This is a genomic window from Pedobacter sp. 01T416_2, from assembly GCF_056398925.1.
The window spans coordinates 1-5,272 of record NZ_JBFTQI010000403.1 but is presented as its reverse complement, the minus strand read 5'-3'; the positions used below and the strand labels follow the sequence as shown (position 1 = coordinate 5,272).

Genomic DNA, 5,272 nt, shown 5'->3' with positions numbered 1-5,272 from the left:
GTGCTATTGCTGCGGTTAACCACATGAGTTTTGATGCTCACCTCAGCCTTTTGTTTATCTACCTTTGGAAAGGAAACAAATAAACCACCGCCCGCTATTTTCTTGGCCTCTAATGCATCTGATATATGTATTTTATTACTGAACTGGAGCGTTACACTGCGATAAATGCCACCGTAATAGAGGAAATCCATTTTAGCCTGCGCCTTTCCCGGTGGGGTTAAAGGATCATCCTGGTTCGATACACGTACCGCCAGTACATTATTGGTTCCATATCTTACTTTATCGCTTATATCTACATTAAAAGCCAGATAACCACCAAAATGCTCCTTCAGCTTTTCGCCGTTTAAAAATACCGCACAGTTTTTCTGTACCCCGTCGAAATTTAAGGTAATACGTTTCCCTAAGCTGGCTTTATCGATTTTGAAATACCGGCGGTACCAGCCAATACCGGTATAGTTATTATTGCCTCCATTATGCTTTGGCTCAAGGCGCATGGTATGTGGAATACTTACAGCGGTCCAATTTTCATCGTTGTATTTTATGGCCTCTGCTCCAGGTGCATCACCCCGGAAAAATGCCCAGTTGGTATTAAAATTTAAACTGAGCCTGGGAGAGGCAGCAGGGGTTTGACTAAAACCATAGGAGGTAAATAATACAGATAAAAAGAAGGCAAATAATCTGAAGTTAATTTTCATGGTAGGGGAATGGTATCACTGGTGGAGATATGTTCATCTTGTAAATTACTTTTTTATCGTTTTGTAGTGGTAATCGGATCATTTTACCTCATCGGTATCGCGCATCATTTTTGATTTCTTAATTGGGGTTTTCTTCACCGGTACCTGTTTTTTTGGTGAGTTTCCGCTTACAAAAAAGCTTTTTTGTAACCGGATATCATCATAAGATGCACCTATCATTGCCTTAAATTCCCCAGGTTCCAATACTACTTTATTGTCGACATTGATCAGCGTCAGATCATCGGGAACTATTTGGAACGTTACCCATTTCGATTCTTTAGCTAACAGCGGGATACGTTCGAAGCCACGCAATTGTTTCTCGTAGGTTGTGGTAGAACTCACCACATCATTGATGTATAACTGTACGACTTCATCACCGGCTAAATTACCGGTATTGGTTATTTTACAACGGATACTGACCTTTCCGGTTTTACTCTCAATACTATCAACTGAAAGACTGTCATAGGCAAACTTGGTGTAAGATAATCCATACCCAAAACAGTATAAAAGCCCTTTGTTGGCCACTGAATAATTGTTCATTGGCTCCCAATTGGCATTTGGTTTTGCCGGAATGTTGAAAGGAAGCTGTCCTACGGATTTCACCCAGGTTCCATTTAATTTACCACCCGGATTATACTCGCCTTTTAATGCCTCGGCAATGGCCTGCCCACCCTGCGCACCAGGGTAAGGTGCGCTCAGTATCGCTTGACAGTATTTTTGGGCATAGTTGATGGAGGCTGGTCGTCCCCAGATTAATACCAGAACGATCGGTTTACCTGTTTTTTGCAGCGCCTCTAGCAGCCTCTCTTGGTGTCCGGGTAAATCCAAACTGCTCCGTGTACGGCTTTCACCAGATGTACTTGTTCCATCGCCCAGCACCAGTACCGTTACATCGGATTTCAAAGCCAGCTCAACAGCTTCTTTAATAGATGTGTTTTCATCGGTAGTCAGGGTATCGGGAATCAGTTCGCTTTCAGGCCACCCTTTATTAACCAGCTCGATTCCTTTTGCATAGTTAATCACGACATTCTCGCCCTTGTAAACATTTTTCAAGCCATCGTATACGCTGGTAAATGCAGCAAAGTCCATAGGCCCATAATGTGTCGGCACGTAGTTGTTTTTGTTGGCATTTGGGCCAATAACTGCAATTTTTTGGAAATTCCCTTTTAAAGGGAGCAAATCGTTTTGATTCTTCAACAATACCAAGCATTCTCTGGACGCTCTTAAGGCAGCTTTGAGGTGTTCTTCGCTTGAAATCGTTTTTTGTGCTGCCTCGGGCTGGCCGGTATAAGGGTTATCGAACAGGCCCAGCCAAAACTTTACATACAGCACATTTTCTACAAGCTCATTAATCCGCTGGATAGGAATCTTTCCCTCTTTAACTAAAGCCCTGACGTTTTGAATGTATTCAGTTGGGTCATTGAAGTCTGTTCTTACATTTAGTCCGGCTTTCAGCGCCATTAAACAGGCTTCTTTGTGATCAGCGGCTACATGATGGATATCCGAAAGCCGTTCAATTGAATAACTATCTGAGACCACATAACCCTTAAAGCCCATTTCTTTTCGGAGTTTGGTAGTAAGATAATAATAATTTCCAGCCATTGGAATCCCATTGTAATCGTTGTAAGAACTCATAACCCCAAGTGAACCGGCCTCTTTGAAAACTTTTCGAAAGGGATATTCATGAATATAATACATTTCAGATGGCGTAATATGTGGATCGGTACGGGAATCCCACTGGCGGGCGGCTTTGGTATCGCCGTAGCCAACATAATGTTTAGGCGTAGATACGACATGTTCTGATTGGATTCCCTTCGCCATAGCTACGCCCATACGTGCCACCAGGTAAGGGTCTTCACCCAGGGAACCTTCCCATCTTCCCCAGCGCTGATCTCTTGTTACATCCAAAATTGGTGCATAAACATTCGTATACCCCAATACCCGTGCTTCTTTACCCTCTACTCTACCCATTTCAAAACCGAGCTCCTTATCCCAGGTACAGCCTAATGCATTCATCGAGGGGAAACTTGTGGCATGTCTTGCGGTTAGGCCCCTAATGCCTTCATTTGTGAAATCAACCGGAATACCCAAACGGGTATATTCAACGAAAAAACGCTGTGTTTCGTTAATGGCCACCGCATTATTAAAAGGAGTTTCGTTTTCTTTTATCCTTGGGGTATTATTAATATGTTCATCAATATTTGCAATACCATCCTTAAAGATCATGCTGGTCCATTTTCCTGTTGGCAGGCTGTCGGTTAATACCTTTCCATGGCCATAATAGGTGGCTAATTGACACGATTTTTCTTCCAATGTCATTTGAGAAAGTAAATTGGTGATCCGTTTTTGTATCGGTTGGGACGGATCTTCATACAGGTCTTTTTTGTTATTTTTATTAAAGTCTACCCAGCCCTGATGGTAAATTTCCGTCTTTTTGGGGAAGGGGATATCAGCATTTTTGCTGGCAGGTTTAAGCTTTGGAGCAGTCTGTTGTCCCAGGGTGGCTAAGGATGCCACCAATAAAACAGTGGACAGGAATAGGGTCTGTACTTTGCCTTTTATATTGTTCATAAATCTTTTTTAATATTGTGAAATGGTCATTCCCCTGATTTCCGCCCCGTTGATGGTTTGTTGTAAGCCCAGGGTGATCACATTTTTTTTGTTTTTTCCAAGATGGAGCCAGCACTCTGGTAAATAAAATTCACGTTGCGGACCAGCCTCCCAATAACGGCCTATATTGTGCCCGTTAAGGTAAATAAAGCCATTGCCAGAGGCATTGATCAATAAACGGGACAAAGCCTCCCTGTTAAGKGATTTAGAAAGTTCAAATTCAGTTCTGTACCAGGTAAATAAAGCATTTTGTTTTCCTTTTGGTTGTATGTTATTTCCTTTTCGGGCAACTTTAAATGTGGTATCTAATTTTATCTCTTCCCAGGAACGGTCATTATAACCGGGTGAAATAAAATGATTTTTAATGCCAGCTAAATCGGTAGCTATCTGCCAACTAATGGCCTTTTGTATATTGTTAACTGTATCGCTATAACCAGCATTGCGTATACCACACAACTCTTCCATTGGATAATAACCGTGCTCATGGCCAATATTTTCATATACCACGATAAGCTCATTTTCTCCCGGATGCAACAAGCCTGCAACATTGAAGATATTATCGTAGTCGTTCTCTTTTATTCTTTGGAAAGATTTGTTTACATTTCTGCTCACACTGGCTGCATATTTATCAGTAGGGTATAAGCGCGGCGCTATTTTGCCGTTTACCTGCAGGTTTAAAATGTCTCTGGAAAATGTATTGAACATTAATTTAGAAAACTGGTCTGCCTGTTTTTGGGTTAGTTTGTCATTTGCACGGTAGAGTACATAGCGGCAATCGTTAACGCCTAATTCCGGCAAGGAGCGGTTTGAGGAAAGTGACTGCCATTTGGCTTTGAAATCTTCATTGTGCACCTTCACCGCTTTAATTGATAGACTGGTTTTGGTTTCTTTTGCTTCCTTTTTGTTGTTTTGTAAACCCCACCAAATACCCTGCTTGGCAATGACTCCGGGTGGAATGACCAATACTTTTGTTTCCAAGGAATCTAAATCATAGACGATTTCAAACGCTGGTTCGGCAGCTAAATCACTTTTTTTAACGGTATTTACTTTGATTAAAACTTTTTCTTCGTTTTGGTTTACATTGTAAATAGGCGCCGAGGCCGATGCATTTGCCCCTGGTTTGATTAAGGCTGTTCCATGAATCTGTTTTTTTGCAGTGCTATTGTGCAGAAAAACAAACCTGGTCCCATCCTGGGCAATGCGCATTCCCCCAACTAATTCAGCTGGGGCTTTTTCAAATGTGCAGACGCCACCTTTAGAATGGATGAGCTGCTGTTGATATTTTTTGATGAAATCACCAATATTTTGGGCCGCATAATATTTTTTTGATAAGCTGCCATCTTCTTTGATTGCCGCATTGTAATCATAACTGGTTGTTTGCCCCCTTGCCCCCCAGCCAGCGAAATTTGTGCCACCATAGATCATATAATAATTCAATCCGGTGGCGCCTCCCAAAATCGACATCATGCCCACCGCATAAAAATGTTTATCGTTTGATTCATGCTCTTCGCTCAGCCTGCCAGTCACAGTAGAAAACCATCCGCCCTGCAGTTCAGTAACGAAGCCCGGCGCGTTGGGCTGTCTATGTTTTAGATCTTCCATCCGTTTAGCGCAGCTAATGGCATCGTTTAAATCCACATAGTAGTTGTCACAATCAAAAACATTTGAAAGCACGCTATCTTTGCTTCCCCGGCACTCGGAGGTAAGGCAGCTAAAAATGGGTACCTTAACACCTGCGTTTTTTACCCCTTGATATAAAGACTGTAAAAAAGCTTTTTTGTTAGYGGTTTCATGGGAATCGTATTCATTTTCGATCTGGACCATGATAATGCCTTTTTCTTGATCAGTTTTTCGGGTAATTTGCTCTTTTGCGATGATCTTACCTACTGCCTGATACCAATGCATACACCATTTTACATGCTCAGTAT

At 42.0% G+C, this 5,272-nt stretch carries 3 protein-coding genes; all 3 read right to left on the bottom strand.

The genetic code is table 11. From position 1 onward, the window contains the following. A partial coding sequence (locus AC1DPQ_RS16560; protein WP_477610282.1) for a sugar-binding domain-containing protein occupies positions 1–695 on the bottom strand: 695 nt, incomplete at its 3' end. A 78-nt stretch (positions 696–773) separates the two neighbouring features. Continuing rightward, positions 774–3,305, bottom strand: coding sequence for a glycoside hydrolase family 3 N-terminal domain-containing protein (locus AC1DPQ_RS16555; protein ID WP_477610281.1), 2,532 nt, complete (start codon positions 3,303–3,305; stop codon positions 774–776). 9 nt (positions 3,306–3,314) lie between these two features. Continuing rightward, positions 3,315–5,272: glycoside hydrolase family 35 protein (locus AC1DPQ_RS16550; protein WP_477610280.1), on the bottom strand; the 1,958-nt coding region annotated here is incomplete at its 5' end.